Here is a 15,642-nt window from a genome sequence, read left to right on the forward strand (position 1 = left end):
ATGAAAAAGACAATCGCCTTGCTGCTGGGCGCGGCACTGCTATGCGCAGGTTTTGCCCAAGCTGCAGAAAAACCCCTGGTGCGCATCGGCGCGCGGGTGTTCACCGAGCAGACCGTGCTCGCCGAAATCACTGCCCAGTACCTGCGTGCCAACGGCTTCCAGGTCCGAGTCACCGGCGGGTTGGGCAGCAGCCTGGCGCGCCAGGCCCACGAAACCGGACAGCTCGACCTGATGTGGGAGTACACCGGGGTATCGCTGGTCTCCTACAACCACATCGAGGAGCGCATGCCCAGCGCCGAAGCGACCTACAACAAGGTCAAGGCCCTGGATGCGGAGAAGGACCTGATCTGGCTGACCCCCTCCAAGTTCAGCAACACCTATGCCCTGGCCCTGCCACGCAAGGTCGCCGAAGCCTACCCGCAGGTCACCACCATCAGCCAGCTGAACCAGGTGTTGCAGGACGAACAGGCGCGCAAGCACCTGGTGGCGCTGGACACCGAGTTCGCCAATCGTCCCGACGGTCTCGATGGCCTGCAGGCGATGTACGGCATGCAACTGGGGCGCGCCAACATCCGCCAGATGGATGCGGGCCTGGTCTACACCGCCCTGCGCAACAACCAAGTGTTCGCCGGCCTGGTCTACACCACCGACGGCCGCCTCAGCGCCTTCGACCTCAAGCTCCTGGACGACGACAAGCACTACTTCCCCGACTACACCGCCGCGCCGGTGGTACGCAAGGCCGTGCTCGACGCCCATCCGCAACTGGCCGACCTGCTCAAGCCGCTGGCCGAGACGCTCGACGACGAGACCATGCGCCAGCTCAACGCCAAGGTCGATGTCGAGCACCAGAGCCCGTCCAGCGTGGCCGCCGCTTTCCTGCGTGAACATGCCTTCAGCGAGGTCGCGCGATGAACCTGATCGATACCTTCGCCCATCTCGACTGGGCCCTGGTCCTGCAACTGACCGGGCAACACATCATGCTGGTCGGCATCGCCGTCAGCCTGGCCATCGTCATCGGCGTGCCGCTGGGCATCCTGATGACCCGCTTCCCGGTACTGGCCGGCCCGCTGCAGGCCAGCGCCACGGTGCTGCTGACCATCCCGTCGATCGCCCTGTTCGGCCTGCTGCTGCCGTTCTACAGCAAGTTCGGCCAGGGCCTCGGCCCGCTGCCGGCGATCACGGCGGTGTTCCTTTATTCGCTGCTGCCGATCCTGCGCAACACCTACCTGGCCCTGACCAACGTCGAGCCTGGCATCCGCGAAGCGGCACGCGGCATCGGCATGACCTTCGGCCAGCGCCTGCGCATGGTCGAGCTGCCCATCGCCGTACCTGTGATCCTCGCCGGCGTGCGCACCGCCGTGGTGATGAACATCGGCGTGATGACCATCGCCGCGACCATCGGTGCCGGTGGCCTGGGTGTGCTCATTCTCACCTCCATCAGCCGCAGCGACATGTCGATGCTGCTGGTCGGCGCCGTACTGGTCAGCCTGCTGGCGATCATCGCCGACCTGCTCCTGCAAACCCTGCAACGTGCCCTGACTCCAGAAGGACTGCGCTCATGATCGAACTCAAGAACCTCAGCAAGACCTTCAACGTCAACGGCAAGGACGTCAAAGCCGTCGACTCGGTCAGCCTCACCGTCAACGAAGGCGAAATCTGCGTGTTCCTCGGCCCTTCCGGCTGCGGCAAGAGCACCACGCTGAAGATGATCAATCGCCTGATCACCCCGACCTCCGGCCAGGTGTTCATCAATGGTGAGGACACCACCGGCCTCGACGAAGTGACCCTGCGCCGACACATCGGCTACGTGATCCAGCAGATCGGTCTGTTCCCCAACATGACCATCGAGGAAAACATCACCGTGGTGCCGCGCCTGCTCGGCTGGGACAAGCAGCGCTGCCATGACCGCGCCCGCGAGCTGATGAGCATGATCAAGCTCGAACCCAAGCAGTATCTCCAGCGCTACCCGCGCGAACTGTCGGGTGGCCAGCAGCAGCGTATCGGCGTGATCCGCGCGCTGGCGGCCGAGGCCCCGGTGCTGCTGATGGACGAGCCGTTCGGCGCGGTCGACCCGATCAACCGCGAGATGATCCAGAACGAGTTCTTCGAGATGCAGCGGGCGCTGAACAAGACCGTGATCATGGTCAGCCACGACATCGACGAGGCCATCAAGCTGGGCGACAAGATCGCCATCTTCCGCGCAGGCAAGCTGCTGCAACTGGATCACCCGGACACCCTGCTGGCGCACCCGGTGGACGACTTCGTCAGCAACTTCGTCGGCCAGGACAGCACCCTCAAGCGCCTGCTGCTGGTGCGCGCAGAAGATGCCGCGGACAACGCGCCGTCGGTCAGCCCGGAAACGCCGGTGAGCGAGGCGCTGGAGTTGCTCGACGAGCATGACCGTCGCTACGTGGTAGTCACCGATGCGGCGAACAAGGCGATGGGGTATGTGCGCCGGCGCGACATGCACCGCCAGCAAGGAACCTGTGGGGACTTCCTGCGATCGTTCAATGCCACCGCATCCCATGACGAGCACCTGCGCATCCTGTTGTCGCGCATGTACGAGTTCAATCGGGCCTGGTTGCCGGTGCTGGATGCCGAGCAGGTGTTTCTCGGCGAGGTGACCCAGGAGTCCATTGCGGCCTACCTGAGTTCCGGGCGCTCGCGCGGAGCCAAGACCAGCATCGTGTCGCCTGCCGAGGCGGTGGCCCTCTAGATTGCCGGGGGCGCTTTGCGCCCCGGCAATGTCGAAGCAAATCCTGGATAGGTAGTGTTTGTACCGGCCTATTCGCGGGCAAGCCCGCTCCTACAGGGATTGCGCTGGACCCTGTGGGAGCGGCGGTGCGGCGATCCGACTTGCCCGCGAATGGGGCGACTCGGTATCAGAACCCTACACTGGCCTGCACATAGAAGGTGCGCGGCTCACCCACGTACAACCCGGCGTTGTTGTCGCTGGAACGGGTGTAGTACTGCTTGTCGAAGATGTTCTTCACCCCCGCCGCCAGCTTCAGGTTCGACAGCTGCGGGCCGAAGTCATAGCCACCACGCGCATGCCAGGTCACATAGCCCGGAATGTTGCCGTACTGTCCATCGGCGCTCGGCTGGGTGATGTAGTTGCCGGTGAAGCTGCCGTCGGCATTGACCCCGGTGCCCGGTGCGCGCTGCTTGGATTGGGCATAGGCATCCAGGTTCCAGGTCCAGCGGTTGATCTGGTAACGCAGCCCGGCCGTGGCCACCTGGCGCGAGTAGAACGGCAGGTCGCGGCCCTTGAAGCCAGGGATCTCACCTTCATAGGTGGCACGGGTGTAGGTGAAGCCGGCATTGGCCGACAGGCCGTCCAGTCGCGGATCCAGCCCGGCCAGGTCATAGCGCACCGATGCCTCGATACCCTGGTGCTTGGTCGCCCCCAGGTTGGTCCAGCCCACGTCGTTGCTGATGTACTGCAGTTCGTCGTCGAAGTCGATGTAGAACGCAGTCAGCTCGCCAGCGAAGTGGCCGTCGTCATAGCGGGTACCGATCTCGTAGGTCTTGGCTTTCTCCGGCTCCAGGCCGTTGGCGGTGTTGTCACCCGAGCCGCCCTGGCCCAGCTGGAAGTACTGCAGGCTACCGAACGACGTCTCGTAGTTGGCGAACAATTTCCACGCCTCGGACATGTGGTACATCACGCTCAGGGCCGGCAGCGGCTCGTTGCTGGTGATGCTGCGGTTCTTCTCCGGGACCGGGCGGTTGTTGGTGTCCAGCACCGGACGGTCGCGCCAGTCGGTGTTGATGTGCTCGAAGCGGATGCCCGGGGTGATGGTCCAGTTGCCGACGTCGATCTTGTCATCGATGTAGTAGGCACTGGCCTCGGTACCGCCAGTACGGTCCTGGTAGACGTGGCCATCGGAGGTCGGGGTGACGGTCGGCACGTTGTCGATCAGCGCCAGGCGCGATGCCTGCTCGCGCATGGTTTCCTTCAGGTAGCGATAACCGACGCTGACTTCCTGAGTCACAGGCCCGGTGAAGAAGACCCGCGACACGCGTGGCTCGATACCGAAGGTGGTGTAGTTGCGCGGGAACGACGACAGGGTGCGCTGGTCGCGGGCGGCAATGGCGCTGCCGCGGAAGCTGTCGGTGTAGTAGGTCAGCACTTCGAACTGAGTGGCTTCGTCGAGCTGGCGCTGCCACTTGAACGAGACGTCCTTGCGACGGCCGCTGAAGTAGTCGTAGTCGCGCACAGACTGGTACGGATCGCGGTCGAACTGCGCCTGGGTCAGGCCACCGGGCATGTCGGCGCGGCCGTCATAGTAGTGGAAGTTGAGCCAGAACTCGTCGCTGTCGGTGGGTGCCCAGTGGGTCTTGAGCAGCACGTCATCGATGTCGTTGTCGTTGTTGCTGCGGCGGTAGCCGTTACCGTTGACGCCGGAGTACAGCAACGCGACGCCGATGCCGTTGTCGGCAGTACCGCCGACGAAGGCCGACTCTGTGTGTTTCCAGCCACCGTACCTGGAGGTTTCCAGGGTGGTGCCCAGCTCGGCCGTGGCTTTCTCCGGGATCGCCCGGGTGACGAAGTTGATGACCCCGCCGACGTTCTGCGGGCCATAACGCACCGAGCCTGCACCGCGGACCACGTCGATGCTGTCGAGGTTGCCCGAGGAGATCGGCGCCATCGACAACTGCGGCTGGCCATAAGGAGCAAAGGCCGCCGGCACGCCGTCGATCAGCACGGTCGAGCGTGGCGACAGGCGCGAGGTCAGGCCGCGCACCCCGACGTTGAGCGACAGATCACTGCCGCCGGTGCCGTTGGAATCCTGTACCTGCACACCCGGGATACCACGCAGCGCGTCGCGCACGTTCATGGTGCCCTGCTCGATCATTTCCTGGCGGCGCACCACGGTACGCGCGCCGGGGTGGTTCTGCACCACGGTCTGGTCGGCGTCGCCCAACCAGTCACCCACTACCTTCACATCCGTAGGCGCCAGTTCCAGGCTACCGGTGGTCAAGGTGCCAGCGCTCTGCACCGGCTTGACCACCACGGTGTCCTGGGACATCTCGTAGGTCAGCCCGCTGCCTTGCAGCAACTGTTGCAGCGCCTGCTCGGGGGCCAGGTTACCGGACACCGCCGGCGCCTGTTTGCCGGCCACCAGGTCCGGGCTGAAGAACAGCTGCAGGTTGGTCTGCTGGCCGAGCTGGGCCAAAGCCTGGGCCAGCGGTTGGGCCTGGATCTGGATGGCGGCCGGGGCCTGGGCGGCATAACCGTGGGTGGCAGCGGCGCTGACCGCCAGCGCCAGCGCCAGGCGGCGCAGATGAAGCAGGGGCTTGTTGTTGTTCACGTCTTCGATCAGTCCTGAAAGTCGGGATGAATGCCAACCGCATGCAAATGTAAATGCTTGGCAGTTGCAGCTGGCGGGGAAGACGAACGAGGCGAAAAAAACCTGAATTTATTTCGCGATTATTTCGCTGGAGCCGTCGGAGTGGGTTTTCACGGCCACCGGCAGGATGTTCGGCAGGGCCCGCAGCAGCGCATCCGGATCGTCAGTGCTGAAGGTGCTGGAAAGGCGCAGGTTGGCCACCTTGCCCGGTGCGACATACAGCGGATGGCGGCGGTAGCGCGAGACTTCACTGACCACTTCGGCGAGGGTGGCGTTGTCGAACACCAGCTTGCCCTGGCGCCAGGCGGTGAGCGTGGCGGCGTTGATCGTATAGGGCGCGGCGACCTTGCCCTGGTGGTCGATATGCGCGCCCTGCCCTGCCCCCAACTGCGCCAGCGAGCCCGCCGCGCCCTCGACCTTCACCGCCCCCTGCTCGACGGCAACCCGGGTCAGGCCGTTGTCCTGACGCACGTCGAAACGGGTGCCGGTGACGGTGACGCTGCCTTGCGCGGTATCGACCACGAACGGTCGGCTGCTGTCGTGGGCAACGCTGAACATCGCCTCGCCGGCCAGCAGCCGCAGTTGCCGGCGCCCGGCGCTGAACGCAACGTCGATGCGCGTGGCACTGTTGAGCTCCAGGCGCGAGCCGTCCGGGAGCTCGAACATGCGCCGCTCGCCCGCCTGCGTGGCGAGCACGTCGTGGTGGTTCATTTGCTGGTACTGCCAGCCGCCCCAACCCAGGCCAAGCGCGGCCAGCGCCACCCCCGCGGCCAGGGCCTGGCGCAGCAGGCGCCTGCGCGGCAGTTGGCGCACCGGCTCTGGTTCGCACAAGGCTTCGAGGCGCTCGGGAGGGATGAAATCGGCTGCACACCACAACCTGCCGAGCAGTTCGTATTCCTGCCGATGCTCGGGGCGCTCGTCCAGCCAATGCTGCAGACGCTCGCGCAGGGCGCTGTCATCGGGCGCGTCCTGCATGCGAACAAACCAGGCGGCGGCCTGTTCGCGCGGGTTGTCGGCGCCTTGCTGATTCATCGAAAGGGTCTCCTGACTCATCTGGTGGTCACGTCCAGGTGCTCACGCAGATGTCGGAGCGTGCGAATCATATACTTTTCGACCATGTTCTTGGTCAAACCCATGCGCTCGGCGATCTCGGCCTGAGTCAAGCCTTCGAGCTTCTGCCAGATGAACACCCGCCGACAGTTGACCGGCAGTTGCGCCAGCGCCCGCTCGACCGTGTCGGCCAACTCCAGCGCGTGCATATAGGCTTCCGGGTCGCCGCCATGGCCGGCGCCCTCATCGAACAGTTCAATTTCCAGGGCCTGACGGCGGTCTTCGCGACGGAAACCATCCACCGCAATATTGCGTGCGGTCTGGTGCAGATAGGCGCGCGGCTGCTCGACCTGCTCGCGCGGATTTTCCAGCACGCGGACGAAGGCATCGTGGGCGAGATCCTCGGCCTGCTGACGACTGCGCAACTTGCGCGTCCAGGTGCCGATCAGCTCGTGATAGTGGTCGAGAAAGCCTTTGTGTCCGGACACGGTCTGGCTCGTCAGGGAGGCGGGGACAAGAAGTCGCAAATAGTAATACTTCTTATTAAAAGCGGCAAATCGGCGTGTGCCTGTTAGACCGAGGGCATTTTTTTGCCTTGGTAACAAAAAATTTATCGATGGATTCCGGCACGGATGTACCCGCTCTGCGTGGCCATAAATATGAACACCCAAGTGCTTTTCGCGAACGAGTACGGCGCCGCCCAAACACCGTGACGCCTATGAAAACGGGTTCGCTGGCGAACGGGCCGACATGCTCCATTCCACAATTCTTTACGCTGGAATTGGCCTGGGGAACATCTGCCGGTCACACGAGTCGGTTATTCAAATGGCTGCTCGTCGATTGCACCGGAACACGCCGGGATTGCGGGTTGATTCTGCATTCCTCACGCCCTAAAGTGCGCGCCGAACGTCCATGCTGGAAACGATCCATCCGGCTCAAGTACTGACGACGAGACAGCAAGGCCGCCGCTTTTTACAGCGACCTTTTTGCTTTCGGCGACATGCCTTGGGAAGTAGGCGAACCAAAGTGGGGATACGGAGGACGTTCAGTTTGCAGCCACTTATCTTTTCAGTTTGCCCATGGAGTCCCTAAGCATGTCGATCCAGGTCGAAGACTATTTCGCGCGCGATACCTTCCAGAAAATGAAGGCGTTCGCCGACAAGCAGGAAACCCCGTTCGTACTCATCGACACCCAGATGATCAGCCAGGCCTACGACGACCTGCGCGCGGGCTTCGAATTCGCCAAGGTCTACTACGCAGTCAAGGCCAACCCGGCGGTCGAGATCATCGACCTGCTCAAGGATAAAGGCTCGAGCTTCGACATCGCCTCGATCTACGAGCTGGACAAGGTGCTGGGCCGCGGCGTCAGCGCCGATCGCATCAGCTATGGCAACACCATCAAGAAGTCCAAGGACATCCGCTACTTCTTCGAGAAGGGCGTGCGCCTCTACGCCACCGACTCCGAAGCCGACCTGCGCAACATCGCCAAGGCCGCGCCGGGCTCGAAGGTATACGTGCGCATCCTCACCGAAGGCTCGACCACTGCCGACTGGCCGCTGTCGCGTAAATTCGGTTGCCAGACCGACATGGCCATGGACCTGCTGATCCTGGCCCGTGACCTGGGCCTGGTGCCCTACGGCATCTCCTTCCACGTCGGTTCCCAGCAGCGCGACATCAGCGTCTGGGACGCGGCCATCGCCAAGGTCAAGGTGATCTTCGAACGCCTGAAGGAAGAAGACGGCATCGAGCTGAAGCTGATCAACATGGGCGGTGGCTTCCCGGCCAACTACATCACCCGCACCAACAGCCTGGAAACCTACGCCGAGGAAATCATCCGCTTCCTCAAGGAAGACTTCGGTGACGATCTCCCGGAAATCATCCTGGAGCCGGGCCGTTCGCTGATCGCCAACGCCGGTATCCTGGTCAGCGAAGTGGTGCTGGTGGCGCGCAAGTCGCGCACCGCCGTCGAGCGCTGGATCTACACCGACGTGGGCAAGTTCTCCGGCCTGATCGAAACCATGGACGAAGCCATCAAGTTCCCGATCTGGACCGAGAAGAAAGGTGAAGCCGAAGAAGTGGTGATCGCCGGCCCGACCTGCGACAGCGCCGATATCATGTACGAGAACTACAAGTACGGCCTGCCGCTGAACCTGGCCATCGGCGACCGCCTGTACTGGCTGTCGACTGGTGCCTACACCACCAGCTACAGCGCGGTGGAGTTCAACGGTTTCCCGCCGCTGAAGGCCTTCTACCTGTAATGCGAAACGGGGCCGAAAGGCCCCGTTTTCGTTTGTGGGCGGCCTGTACTGGCCCCTTCGCGGGTAAACCCGCTCCCACAGGGACCGCGCCACATTGAAATCTGGCGCTGTACCTGTGGGAGCGGGTTCACCCGCGAAGAGGCCCTCACAGGCGACATCAGGCCTCGCGCCGCTCCAGTTCCTCGGCATAGCGCGCGGCAAAGCTCATCAGCACCGGCCCTGCGTTCTGCAACGTCACCAACGCACTGCGCAGAAAGCTCAGGTTGCCCTCCCCTCGCGCCCGCTCGAACCATGGCGCAGCCTCGGCGATCTCACCCCGCTCCACCAGCACCAGCGCCAAACTGAACATTCCGCGAAAATCCCCCGCCTCGGCCGAACGCCGATACCAGCGCACCGCCCGCACCGGGCTAGCGGTCGTGGCGATGCCCTGCTCCAGGTAACGTCCGTACAGGTTCATCGACTTGGCATGTCCCATGTGCGCCGCCTTCTCGTAGCAGAACAGCGCCTGCGCCTGGTTCACCGGCACTCCACGTCCGGTAGCCAGCAGGTTGCCCAGATTGTAGAGGCCCCACTCGGAGTCGGCATCGGCGGCCTGTGCGTAATGGATGGCCGCCTGGGTCAGGTCGATCTCACCACCCCAGCCGTGCTCCAGGCAACGCCCCAGCATGTTGAAGGCCATGGCATTGCCAGCCTGCGCGGCAATGGCGAACCAATGCCGCGCCAGGCGCTCATCCTGTTCGATACCGTGCCCGTCGAGCAGGATCTGCCCAAGCAATGCCTGCGCCTCGACCACACCCTGCCCCGCTGCGGCAAGAATCGCCTGGGCGGCCTTGCCAGGGCTGTGCTCGAGCATGGCCTTGAGCCCGGCGACATTGACCACGTCCTCACGGCGCAACTGATACGACATGCTCAAACCTCCGCCCAGCGACGCAACAGGTTGTGGTAGGTGCCGGTCAGTTGCAGCAGCGACGGATGATCGGGCACATCGGCACCGAGCTGGCGTATGGCGTTGTCCATCTCGAACAGCAGCGTGCGCTGGCCATCGTCGCGCACCAGGCTCTGGGTCCAGAAGAACGCCGCGTAACGCTCGCCACGGGTCACCGGGTTGACCTTGTGCAGGCTGGTGCCCGGATACAGCACCATGTCGCCTGCAGCCAGCTTGACCTGCTGCACACCGTAGGTGTCCTGGATCACCAGTTCGCCGCCGTCGTAGCTGTCCGGCTCACTGAGAAACAGCGTGGACGAAAGGTCGGTGCGCACCCGCTCGGGGCTGCCCTTGGGCTGGCGCAATGCATTGTCGATGTGGAAGCCGAAGTTGCCACCCTCGCGGTAGCAATTGACCAGCGGCGGGAACACCTTGTGCGGCAACGCCGCCGACATGAACAGAGGATTGCGCCATAGCCGGTCGATCAGCGCGCTGCCGATCTCCTTGGCCAGGGCGTGGCCTTCGGGCAGTTGCAGGTTGTGCTTGGCCTTGGCCGACTGGTAGCCGGCAGTGACCTTGCCATCGGCCCAGTCGGCCTGCTCCAGCGCCTGGCGGATGCGGGAAATCTCGTCGGCGTCGAACAGGCCGGGGATGTGCAGAAGCATGCGCGGGTTACCTGGCAGAGGGCAAAGGCCCCAATGATATTGATTCCCTTTTGCGACAGGCAAGTGCCGTTTGGGCAATCCCTTTGGTACAGATGGCGGGCGCAGACGCATGAACCCGGAAAAACCGTAAGGGCAAAATGTAAAGATTGTAAGTTTCTTGCGAATGGTAACGAGTCTCAATTGTTACTTACAATTGCTTACATTAACATCCGCGGCCTTCACACCTTGGGGAAGGTCAAAAACAACATGCGCCACGTACCATCCGCTGTCAGCTCTCCACGCCTGCTCACCTGCGCCATCGGCGTCGCCATCAGCGCGACCTCGGCCTATGCCGCCGACCCCGCAGCCCAGCCAGTGACGCTCGACGCCACCAGCGTCAACGGCAAGGCCGAACAGGCGAGCACCGAGTACAAGGTCGAGAAAGCCTCCTCGCAGAAATACACTGCGCCGCTGGTGGATACCCCGCGCTCGGTCACGGTGATCCCGCAGCAGGTGATCAAGGACACCAACGCCCTGAGCCTGCAGGATGCACTGCGCACCGTGCCAGGTATCACCTTCGGCGCCGGCGAAGGCGGCAACCCGCAAGGCGACCGCCCCTTCATCCGCGGCTTTGACGCCCAGGGCGATACCTACCTGGACGGCGTGCGCGACACGGGTGCACAGACACGCGAGATCTTCGCCATCGAATCGGTGGAAGTGGCCAAGGGCCCGAACTCTGCGATTGGCGGGCGCGGCGCGGCAGGCGGCACCATCAACCTGGTGAGCAAGCGCGCACACCTGGGCAACTCGCTCGACGGTGCCTGGACCTGGGGCAGCGACCAGACCCAGCGCTACACCTTCGATGGCAACTACCAGTTCAGCGACAGCGTGGCCGGGCGCCTCAACCTGATGACCCACGAGAGCAACGTCGCCGGGCGCGACAAAGTCAATTACGACCGTTGGGGCATCGCCCCGTCGCTGGCCTTCGGCCTGGGCACCCCGACCCGCGTCAACCTCGACTACTACCACCTGGAAAGCGACGACCTGCCGGATTCGGGCATCCCCTACACCGTACCGGCCGGCGGCACCGGCACCCGTACCTCGGCCAACCCGAGCAAGCCTTACGCAGGTGGCGACCACGACAACTTCTACGGCCTGACCGGCCGCGACTTCCGCAAGTCGCGGGTAGACATCGCCACCATCGCCGTCGAACACGACCTGTCGGACTCGCTGACCATCAAGAACACCCTGCGCCACGGCAACAGCATGCAGGACTACATCCTCACCCAGCCGGACGACAGCAAGGGCAACGTCAACAACGGCAGTGTCTGGCGCCGCGCCAACACCCGCGTGGGCAATACCGCCACGACCACCAACCAGACCGACCTGTTCGGCGAGTTCTACCTGGGCGGCCTGAAGAACAGCTTCTCCACCGGCATCGAGCTGAGCCGCGAAGAAAGCGAACGGTCCTCGTACAACGTCAACACCGACACCACCCCCGCCTCGCCCGGCAACGCGAGCACCAACTGCACCCCGGGCATGATCGTCTCCAGCGGCTACAACTGCACCTCGCTGAGCAACCCCAACCCGGACGATCCGTGGAACGGCGCGATCTCGCGCAACTACGCCGGCACCACCACCAACAGCAAGACCCGCGCGCTGTACGTCTTCGACACCCTCGAACTGACCCCGCAGTGGCTGCTGAACATGGGCCTGCGCTACGACCACTTCGACACCGACTACAAGACCTATACCGCAGCCGGCGCCACCACTGCCAAAGGCCGCGACAAGAGCGAGTTCATCACCGGCCAGTTGGGCCTGGTGTGGAAACCGGCCGACAACGGCAGCATCTACGTGTCCTACGCCACCTCCGCCACGCCACCGGGCGCGATGCTCGGCGAAGGCCAGGAAGGCAACCCGCTGCCGGGCACCCCGGACCGTTCGGGCAACCTGCTGTCCAGCGACCTGGAGCCTGAAGAAACCACCAACTACGAGATCGGTACCAAGTGGGACCTGCTTGACCAGCGCCTGTCCCTGGCCGCTGCGCTGTTCCGCACCGAAAAGGAAAACGCCCGCGTCCAGGTGGACACCACCACCTACGAGAACGTCGGCGAAACTCGCGTGCAGGGCATCGAGCTGTCGGCCAGCGGCAAGCTCACCGACAAATGGCAGGTGTTCGCCGGCTACACCTACATGCAGGCACGCCAGATCGACGGCGGCCCGCTGGGCAAGGCCAACGACGGCAACCAGCTGCCGAATACGCCGAACAACAGCGCCAGCCTCTGGACCACCTACGCCATCACACCGAAGCTGACCGTTGGCGGCGGCGCCTTCTATGTGGATGACGTGTATGGCAGCGTGGCCAACACCACCATGGTCGACAGCTACGTGCGCTACGACGCCATGGCAGCGTACAAGCTGACCAAGAACGTCGATCTGCAACTGAACGTGCAGAACCTGACCAACGAGGTGTACTACGACAAGGCCTTCTCCACCCACTTCGCCAACCAGGCGGCCGGGCGCACGGCGCTGCTGACCACCAGCGTCCACTTCTGATGATGGGACTGGGCTAGTCTGCACCGGCCTCTTCGCGGGCAAGCCCGCTCCCACAGGGACACCACAATCCTCAAATCTGTGGAACACCTGTGGGAGCGGGCTTGCCCGCGAAGAGGCCGGTGCAGTCGAGCACTAAACAGAACGCCCCCCGCCCCGATCATTCCTGTGAGCGGGGCTTTTACGTATCAAGGCATAATGCACGCCGCGCGGTCTGTGGCAGCAACACAAGGTGATCGATGTGGTGAAGAAGTCGCTTTTCCAACTGCACTGGTTCTTTGGCATCACCGCCGGCCTGGTGCTGGCGCTGATGGGCATCACCGGTGCGATCTGGTCGTTCCAGGAAGAACTGCTGCGCCTGTTCAACGCCGATGTGCTCAAGGTCGAGGTGCGCCAGGAGGGTGTGCTGCCGCTGCCGGAACTGGTGCGCCGCGCGGAACTGGCCCAGGGTGACAAGGTGGCGATGCTCTGGGTCGATACCCACGCCGACACTGCCGCACGCCTCTTCTTCACCCCGCCGCCCGGCGAACGCCGCGGTGAGCTGCGTTATGCCGACCCGTACACTGGCGAGCTCAAGGGTGAAGTGACGGGCCTGGGCTTCTTCAACCTCATGCTGCAGTTGCACCGCTTCCTGGCCATGGGCGATACCGGCCGGCAGATCACCGGTGCCTGCACCCTGATGCTGATCTTCTTCTGCCTCTCCGGCCTGTACCTGCGCTGGCCGCGCCGGGCCTTGAACTGGCGGGTCTGGCTGAGCTTCGACTGGGCCAAGAAAGGCCGCGCCTTCAACTGGGACCTGCACGCCGTCGCAGGGACCTGGTGCCTGCTGTTCTACCTGCTGTTTGCCCTGACCGGCCTGTTCTGGTCCTACGACTGGTACCGCGAGGGCCTGAACAAACTGCTCGCCGACAAACCCGCAGCCGGCGAGCAGCAACAGCGCGGCGCAGGTCGCGGCCGGCCCGGGCCACAAGCAGCGGATGCCAAGGCGGCGCCGCTGGTGGTCGACTACGACGCCATCTGGAGCAACCTGAAGGATGCTGCAGGCCCACGCCTTGCCAGCTACAACCTGCGCCTGCCACCTGGCGGCGGCCAGCCGGCGACGCTGTTCTACCTGCTCGATGATTCGGCCCACGAGCGCGCCTTCAACACTGTGACGCTTGACCCCGCCACCGGCCAGATCAAACGTCACGAGCGCTACACCGACAAGTCGTTCAAAGCCCAACTGCTACAGAGCGTCTACGCCCTGCACGTGGGCAGCTATTTCGGTTTGCCGGGCAGGATCATCCTCACCATCGCCAGCCTGACCATGCCGCTGTTCTTCGTCACCGGCTGGCTGCTGTATCTCGATCGCCGCCGCAAGAAGCGCCAGGTCCGTGCCGCCCGTGGCTCGGTCGACACCGCCAACGCCAGCGGCGACAGCTGGCTGATCGGCTTCGCCAGCCAGAGTGGCCTGGCCGAGCAACTGGCCTGGCAGAGCGCAGGGCAGTTGCAGGCGGCGGGCTTGCCGGTACAGGTGCGCTCGCTCGCCGAGCTGGGCGAGGACGAGCTACGCCAGGCCCGTCGCGCACTGTTCGTGGTCAGCACCTTCGGTGACGGCGAGGCGCCTGACGGCGCCCGCGGCTTCGAGCGCAAGGTGCTGGGCCAGCCCTGGGCCCTGCAACACCTGAACTACGCCCTGCTCGCCCTGGGCGATCGACAGTATCCGCATTTCTGCGGTTTCGCCCGGCGTTTGCAGGCCTGGCTGGCCGAGCGTGGCGCGACCACCGCATTCAGCCCGATCGAAGTCGACAGTGCCGACCAGAACGCCCTGCAACAATGGCAGCAGGCCCTGGGGCAACTGACCGGCGCACGTCCGCTCGCCGCCTGGCAACCGCCCAGTTACGGCAACTGGCGCCTGGTACGACGCGAGCGCCTCAACCCCGGAAGCCAGGGCGCACCGGTGTACTTGCTGGGCCTGAGTGCCGAACACCCAAGCGTCTGGGACGCTGGCGACCTGGTCGAGGTGCTGCCCCGCCACAGCCAGGCGCGGATCGATGCCTTCCTGCAAGGGTTGGGGCTCGATGCGAATCTGCCGGTGCAACTTGAGGGTCTTGTCGAACCGCTTGGGCAGGCGCTGGCAAGCCGCCAGTTGCCAACCAGCCGCGAGCATCTGGTCGGCCTGCACGCCCAGGCCCTGGTCGATTCGCTGATTCCACTCGGTGCCCGCGAATACTCCATCGCCTCGATCGCGAGCGACGGCGTGCTGGAGCTGATCGTGCGCCAGGAGCGTCATGCCGATGGCAGCCTCGGGCTGGGCTCCGGCTGGCTGACCGAATACCTGCCCATGGACGGCCATGCCAGCCTGCGTCTGCGCCGCAACAGCAGCTTCCACCTGCCGGCCGCCTCGGTACCGATGGTGCTGATCGGCAACGGGACTGGCCTGGCAGGCCTGCGCAGCCTGCTCAAGGCCCGGATCGCGAGTGGTGAACAGCGCAACTGGCTGCTGTTCGGCGAACGCAACCGCGCCCACGACCTGCTCTGCGGCCGCGAGCTGCAAGGCTGGCTGGACAGCGGCGATCTGGCACGATTGGACCTGGCGTTCTCGCGAGACCAGGCGGAAAAGGTGTATGTGCAGGATGTGCTGTTGCAGCAAGGCGAAGAGCTGCGCCGCTGGATCGACGAGGGTGCCTGTGTGTATGTCTGCGGCAGCCTGCAGGGGATGGCAGGCGGCGTGGATGCAGCGCTGAAGGGGCTTCTTGGTGAAGAGCTCGTCGAGCGGCTGATTGAGGACGGGCGCTATCGGCGGGATGTTTATTGAGTCAGTGCCGGCCCTATCGCGGGCAAGCCCGCTCCTACAGGTACCCCCGTCGTTCATGAGTTTG

The 15,642-nt window shown here is 64.1% G+C and carries 11 protein-coding genes; 6 read left to right on the top strand and 5 right to left on the bottom strand.

The genetic code is table 11. The features are described from left to right. The 3 genes from ACTYOL_RS22680 to ACTYOL_RS22690 are packed head-to-tail and all read left to right on the top strand — an operon-like array spanning nt 1 to nt 2,716. On the top strand, nt 1-912 hold the full coding sequence (locus ACTYOL_RS22680; RefSeq protein ID WP_444757087.1) for a glycine betaine ABC transporter substrate-binding protein: 912 nt from the start codon (nt 1-3) through the stop codon (nt 910-912). Further along, complete coding sequence (locus tag ACTYOL_RS22685; RefSeq protein WP_054892569.1) at nt 909-1,562, top strand: ABC transporter permease; 654 nt, start codon at nt 909-911, stop codon at nt 1,560-1,562. Before ACTYOL_RS22680 ends, ACTYOL_RS22685 begins: the two co-directional genes overlap by 4 nt. Further along, nucleotides 1,559-2,716 (top strand): osmoprotectant ABC transporter ATP-binding protein OsmV, encoded by a 1,158-nt coding sequence (locus ACTYOL_RS22690; protein ID WP_112899114.1) that lies wholly within the window; start codon nt 1,559-1,561, stop codon nt 2,714-2,716. Before ACTYOL_RS22685 ends, ACTYOL_RS22690 begins: the two co-directional genes overlap by 4 nt. Before the next feature lie 166 nt (nt 2,717-2,882). Here ACTYOL_RS22690 and ACTYOL_RS22695 read toward each other — a convergent pair whose 3' ends face one another. From ACTYOL_RS22695 to ACTYOL_RS22705, 3 genes are all read right to left on the bottom strand, one after another. Continuing rightward, nucleotides 2,883-5,312 carry a TonB-dependent siderophore receptor gene (locus ACTYOL_RS22695; protein WP_153773231.1) on the bottom strand — a complete coding sequence of 810 codons (2,430 nt, stop codon included), beginning with the start codon at nt 5,310-5,312 and terminating at the stop codon, nt 2,883-2,885. A gap of 108 nt (nt 5,313-5,420) precedes the next feature. After that, nucleotides 5,421-6,383 carry a FecR family protein gene (locus ACTYOL_RS22700; protein ID WP_444757088.1) on the bottom strand — a complete coding sequence of 321 codons (963 nt, stop codon included), beginning with the start codon at nt 6,381-6,383 and terminating at the stop codon, nt 5,421-5,423. 17 nt (nt 6,384-6,400) lie between these two features. Next, entirely contained in the window at nt 6,401-6,889 is a 489-nt protein-coding gene (locus ACTYOL_RS22705) for an RNA polymerase sigma factor (RefSeq protein ID WP_151925200.1), read from the bottom strand. 606 nt (nt 6,890-7,495) lie between these two features. Between ACTYOL_RS22705 and ACTYOL_RS22710 the strand changes: the two genes are divergently transcribed. Further along, nucleotides 7,496-8,659 carry a type III PLP-dependent enzyme gene (locus tag ACTYOL_RS22710; RefSeq protein ID WP_402766337.1) on the top strand — a complete coding sequence of 388 codons (1,164 nt, stop codon included), beginning with the start codon at nt 7,496-7,498 and terminating at the stop codon, nt 8,657-8,659. Nucleotides 8,660-8,816: 157 nt separating this feature from the next. Here ACTYOL_RS22710 and ACTYOL_RS22715 read toward each other — a convergent pair whose 3' ends face one another. Together ACTYOL_RS22715 and ACTYOL_RS22720 are read right to left on the bottom strand one after the other, a co-directional pair. Continuing rightward, nucleotides 8,817-9,566 (bottom strand): tetratricopeptide repeat protein, encoded by a 750-nt coding sequence (locus tag ACTYOL_RS22715; RefSeq protein ID WP_444757089.1) that lies wholly within the window; start codon nt 9,564-9,566, stop codon nt 8,817-8,819. A gap of 2 nt (nt 9,567-9,568) precedes the next feature. Further along, nucleotides 9,569-10,249 (bottom strand): Fe2+-dependent dioxygenase, encoded by a 681-nt coding sequence (locus ACTYOL_RS22720; protein WP_065864131.1) that lies wholly within the window; start codon nt 10,247-10,249, stop codon nt 9,569-9,571. A gap of 246 nt (nt 10,250-10,495) precedes the next feature. Here ACTYOL_RS22720 and ACTYOL_RS22725 point away from each other — a divergent pair, with 246 nt between their 5' ends. Together ACTYOL_RS22725 and ACTYOL_RS22730 are read left to right on the top strand one after the other, a co-directional pair. After that, on the top strand, nt 10,496-12,784 hold the full coding sequence (locus tag ACTYOL_RS22725; protein WP_444757090.1) for a TonB-dependent receptor: 2,289 nt from the start codon (nt 10,496-10,498) through the stop codon (nt 12,782-12,784). Between the two features lie 238 nt (nt 12,785-13,022). Continuing rightward, nucleotides 13,023-15,578 carry a PepSY domain-containing protein gene (locus ACTYOL_RS22730; RefSeq protein WP_444757091.1) on the top strand — a complete coding sequence of 852 codons (2,556 nt, stop codon included), beginning with the start codon at nt 13,023-13,025 and terminating at the stop codon, nt 15,576-15,578. Nucleotides 15,579-15,642: the final 64 nt, after the last annotated feature.

It is taken from the genome of Pseudomonas sp. A014, from assembly GCF_052378495.1.
Lineage (GTDB): Bacteria > Pseudomonadota > Gammaproteobacteria > Pseudomonadales > Pseudomonadaceae > Aquipseudomonas > Aquipseudomonas machongensis.

What these genes read in the sequence shown, in the direction of transcription:
- ACTYOL_RS22680 (WP_444757087.1), top strand. Translation starts at nt 1, where the DNA reads ATGAAAAAGACAATCGCCTTGCTGCTGGGCGCGGCACTGCTATGCGCA.
- ACTYOL_RS22685 (WP_054892569.1), top strand. Translation starts at nt 909, where the DNA reads ATGAACCTGATCGATACCTTCGCCCATCTCGACTGGGCCCTGGTCCTG.
- ACTYOL_RS22690 (WP_112899114.1), top strand. Translation starts at nt 1,559, where the DNA reads ATGATCGAACTCAAGAACCTCAGCAAGACCTTCAACGTCAACGGCAAG.
- ACTYOL_RS22700 (WP_444757088.1), bottom strand. Translation starts at nt 6,383, where the DNA reads ATGAATCAGCAAGGCGCCGACAACCCGCGCGAACAGGCCGCCGCCTGG.
- ACTYOL_RS22710 (WP_402766337.1), top strand. Translation starts at nt 7,496, where the DNA reads ATGTCGATCCAGGTCGAAGACTATTTCGCGCGCGATACCTTCCAGAAA.
- ACTYOL_RS22715 (WP_444757089.1), bottom strand. Translation starts at nt 9,566, where the DNA reads ATGTCGTATCAGTTGCGCCGTGAGGACGTGGTCAATGTCGCCGGGCTC.
- ACTYOL_RS22720 (WP_065864131.1), bottom strand. Translation starts at nt 10,249, where the DNA reads ATGCTTCTGCACATCCCCGGCCTGTTCGACGCCGACGAGATTTCCCGC.
- ACTYOL_RS22725 (WP_444757090.1), top strand. Translation starts at nt 10,496, where the DNA reads ATGCGCCACGTACCATCCGCTGTCAGCTCTCCACGCCTGCTCACCTGC.